This is a genomic window from Aestuariivirga sp. (assembly GCF_044239095.1).
Lineage (GTDB): Bacteria > Pseudomonadota > Alphaproteobacteria > Rhizobiales > Aestuariivirgaceae > Aestuariivirga.
Map to the genome: position 1 here is coordinate 1 of NZ_JBIICB010000329.1, position 4,309 is coordinate 4,309.

Here is a 4,309-nt window from a genome sequence, read left to right on the forward strand (position 1 = left end):
CGCTGCAAGCTCAGGGCTCCCGGCTTTGCGCATCTTCAGGCGATGGACCACATCTGCCGCGGCCACATGCTGGCGGACGTCTCTGCGGTCCTCGGCTCTCTCGATATCGTCTTTGGTGAGGTGGACCGGTGATCTCGCTGAGCGCAAACACAGCACAGATTTTATTGGTAGTGCTCTTTGCGCTGAGCCTTGGCTTCGTTGCATATCCCGGTTACGCGGCGGCGCGAGGTTGGGCCAGAGGCACTTGGGCTTCTAATCAGTTGGGATGGATTTCCACTGCAGCGTTCATAGGAATCATCGCATCGCTTGCTTTAACTATATGGCAGCTGGGATGGGTTGCTCTGCTAATCACGGTGATCGGAGGAGGTCTACTGGCCTTTCTCCTGGTGAGCATCCTAAAGAGTTACTTTCAATGGATTGGTTTCTTGATGCCCGTTCTGGTTCCCCTTGCAATTGGCTTCATTCGGGTAGAGTGAAATGAGCGTACGTCGTCTTCATGCCATCCAGCCCGACAGCTTCGCTTTCAATGCGGAGAATCTTGCCTGGGCCAAGCAGACCATCGCCAAATATCCGGCTGGCAAGCAGGCCTCCGCAGTAATTCCGTTGCTCTGGCGCGCGCAGGAGCAGAATGAGAACTGGGTGTCGAAGCCCGTGATCGAATACGTGGCGGACATGCTGGACATGTCCTACATCCGCGTGCTCGAGGTTGCGACTTTCTACACCATGTTCCAACTGGCCCCGGTAGGCAAGGTCGCCCACATCCAGGTCTGCGGCACCACGCCCTGCATGCTGCGCGGTGCTGAAGCGCTGAAGAAGGTCTGCCAGAACAGGATCCACCACGAGCCGCATCATTTGTCCGAAGACGGACGGTTCTCGTGGGAGGAGGTCGAGTGCCTCGGCGCCTGCGTGAACGCGCCGATGGTGCAGATCTTCAAGGATACTTATGAAGACCTGACGCCTGCCTCCTTCGAAAAACTGATCGATGACCTGGCCGCCGGCGCCAAGGTGAAGGTGGGCCCGCAGATCGACCGCCACATGGCGTCTCCCTTCGGTGGGGCGACGACGCTGATCGAGCCGTCGCTCTATGAAGGCAACCGCACCTTCATCCGCGTCGAGGCCCCGCCGCCCCCGCCGCCTGCCGCTCCTGCACCCGCTGCAGCACCGGCTCCTGCTGCGCCCGCTGCCACTCCCGAAGACAAGCCCGAACTTCATGCTGCGCCCAAGGGCGGCAAGGCCGATGATCTCGAACTGATCTGGGGCGTGGGCCCCAAGCTGCGCGAGATGTTGAACACCATGGGTGTCTGGCATTTCGACCAGATCGCATCCTGGACGGAGAAGGAAATCGCCTGGGTGGATGACCGGCTGGAAGGCTTCAAGGGCCGCATCCTGCGCGATGAATGGGTGATGCAAGCAAAGAAGCTGATGACCGGATGGCGCCCCGCGAGCGACATCGGTGAAAAGCCGAACAAGTGAGGACAAGCAATGCTCGCTGACAAGGACCGCATCTTCACCAACATCTATGGCTTCCATGACTGGGGTCTGGAAGGTGCGAAAAAACGCGGCTGCTGGAACGGCACCAAGGGCTTCATCGAGAAGGGCCGCGACTGGATGATCAATGAGGTGAAAGCCTCAGGGTTGCGCGGACGCGGCGGCGCGGGCTTCCCCACTGGCCTCAAATGGTCCTTCATGCCGAAGGTCATCGGCGAGCGGCCGCATTACCTGGTCGTGAACGCAGACGAGTCCGAGCCCGGCACCTGCAAGGACCGCGAGATCCTCAGGCATGAGCCGCATCTCCTCGTCGAAGGCTGCCTGCTGGCGGGCGCCGCGATGGGCTGCCATGCGGCCTATATCTATGTGCGCGGCGAATTCATCCGTGAGCGTGAGCATCTGCAGGCCGCCGTTGACCAGGCCTATGAGGCGCGCCTCATCGGCAAGAACAATGTGCATGGCTGGGACTTCGACGTGATCGTCCACCATGGCGCGGGTGCTTACATCTGCGGCGAAGAGACGGCGATGCTCGAGAGCCTCGAGGGCAAGAAGGGCCAGCCGCGCATGAAGCCGCCGTTCCCGGCGAATGTGGGCCTCTATGGTGCGCCGACGACGGTGAACAATGTGGAGTCAATCGCGGTTTCCGGCACCATCATGCGGCGCGGCGCGACCTGGTTCAATTCCATCGGGCGCCCCAACAATGCGGGCACCAAGCTGTTCTGCATCTCGGGCCACGTGAACACCCCTTGCGTGGTGGAGGAAGAACTTGGCATTCCCTTCCGCGAGCTGATCGAGCGCCATGCAGGTGGCGTGCGCGGCGGGTGGGACAATCTGCTGGCGGTGATTCCCGGCGGATCTTCCGTGCGCATGGTGCCGGCCGCGCAGATCATCGACACGCCGATGGATTTCGACTCGCTCTCCAAGCTCCGCTCGGGCCTCGGCACGGCGGCGGTGATCGTGATGGACAAGTCGACCGACCTCATCAAGGCCATCGCCAGGCTTGCTTACTTCTACAAGCACGAGTCCTGCGGCCAGTGCACGCCCTGCCGCGAAGGCACGGGCTGGATGTGGCGCGTGATGACGCGCATGGCCGAAGGCCGCGCCGAGAAGCGCGAGATCGACATGCTGCTTGATGTTTCGAAGCAGATCGAAGGCCACACCATTTGCGCTCTGGGTGACGCGGCCGCCTGGCCAATCCAGGGCCTGATCACGCACTTCCGCCATGTCATCGAGGCCCGCATCGACCAGTATGCGGCAAACCCCGACCATGACGGCGCGGTGCGCAAGATCGCTGCTGAATAAGATTAAGGGCGGCCAGCCCGGGGCTGGCTGTCAGGACGGATTGGGAACGCGAGCAAGCTGATGCCTAAAATCAAGATCGACGGCACCGAGATCGAAGTCGAAAATGGTCTCACCCTGCTGCAGGCCTGCGAACAGGCCGGCGCCGAGGTGCCGCGCTTCTGTTACCATGAGCGGCTCTCGATTGCCGGCAATTGCCGCATGTGCCTTGTCGAAGTGAAGGGCGGCCCGCCGAAGCCGCAGGCCTCCTGCGCGCTCTCCGTCAACGACCTGCGCCCAGGCCCCAATGGCGAGCCGCCGGAAGTCTTCACCAACACCCCGATGGTGAAGAAGGCGCGCGAAGGCGTGATGGAATTCCTGCTCATCAACCACCCGCTGGATTGCCCGATCTGCGACCAGGGCGGCGAATGCGACCTGCAGGACCAGGCCATGGCCTATGGCGTGGACAAGAACCGCTTCCATGAGAACAAGCGCGCGGTCGAGGACAAGTATCTGGGCCCCCTCGTCAAGACGCAGATGAACCGCTGCATCCAGTGCACGCGCTGTGTGCGGTTCACCACCGAAGTGGCCGGCATCGAGCAGATGGGTGCCACCGGCCGTGGCGAGGACATGGAGATCACCACCTACCTCAACAAGGCCATCAACTCGGAACTGCAGGGCAACATCATCGATCTCTGCCCGGTGGGCGCGCTCACCTCGAAGCCCTATGAATTCAAGGCGCGGCCGTGGGAACTGCGCAAGACCGAAACCATCGATGCGATGGACGCGGTGGGCTCCAACATCCGGGTGGATGCGCGCGGCCGCGAGGTGATGCGGATCATGCCGCGCACCCATGAGGAGATCAACGAGGAGTGGATCTCCGACAAGACGCGCTTCGTGTGGGATGGGCTCAAGGCGCAGCGCCTCGACCGGCCCTATGTGCGCGAGATCGGCAAGCTGCGGTCCGCCAGCTGGCCGGAAGCTTTCCAGCGCATCGCCCAGCGCATGAAGGGGACCAACCCGGAGCGCATCGGCATCATTCTCGGTGATCTGGTGGGCGCGGAGGAAGCCTTCTCCGCCCGCCAGTTCGCCGAACAGCTGGGCATCAAGAACATCGATTGCCGCCAGGATGGCACGCCGCTGGGCGGCGCGGGTGGCCGCGCGGGCTATCTCTTCAACACCGGCATCGCCGGCCTTGAGGAGGCCAGCTCGATCCTGCTGATCGGCTCCAATCCGCGCATCGAGGCACCGATCATCAATGCCCGCATCCGCAAGCGCGTGATGCAGGGTTCCTGCAAGGTGAGCGTGATCGGCGAGCGCGCCGATCTGACCTACCCCTATGCCTATCTGGGCGCGGGGCCGGAAAGCCTTGCCCAGGCGCTGGCCTCGGCGGAGGCTGCGGGCGAGAAGCCGGTGGTGATCGTGGGGCAGGGCGCGCTGGCGCGTACCGATGGCGCGCAGGTTCTGGCCGCGGCCTACAAGACCGCCGAAAGGCTCGGCGCCATCAAGGATGGCTGGAACGGCTTCAACGTGCTGCACACCG

Annotated in this window: 4 protein-coding genes and 1 pseudogene; all 5 read left to right on the forward strand. The window is 62.8% G+C overall.

Features of this window, described 5'->3' with window-relative positions:
• Nucleotides 1-132 (forward strand): annotated as a pseudogene (locus ACILRA_RS20405) (NADH-quinone oxidoreductase subunit D); the annotation flags it as partial.
• On the forward strand, nt 129-476 hold the full coding sequence (locus ACILRA_RS20410) for a hypothetical protein (protein WP_395663889.1): 348 nt from the start codon (nt 129-131) through the stop codon (nt 474-476). The pseudogene ACILRA_RS20405 and the gene ACILRA_RS20410, both read left to right, overlap by 4 nt.
• Before the next feature lies 1 nt (nt 477).
• Nucleotides 478-1,473: an NADH-quinone oxidoreductase subunit NuoE gene (gene nuoE / locus ACILRA_RS20415; protein ID WP_395663890.1), complete on the forward strand. Its 996-nt coding sequence runs from the start codon at nt 478-480 to the stop codon at nt 1,471-1,473.
• 9 nt (nt 1,474-1,482) lie between these two features.
• A complete protein-coding gene (gene nuoF / locus ACILRA_RS20420; protein WP_395663891.1) occupies nt 1,483-2,790 on the forward strand; it encodes an NADH-quinone oxidoreductase subunit NuoF in 1,308 nt (435 codons plus the stop codon).
• 60 nt (nt 2,791-2,850) lie between these two features.
• Nucleotides 2,851-4,309: NADH-quinone oxidoreductase subunit NuoG (nuoG, locus tag ACILRA_RS20425; protein ID WP_395663892.1), on the forward strand; the 1,459-nt coding region annotated here is incomplete at its 3' end.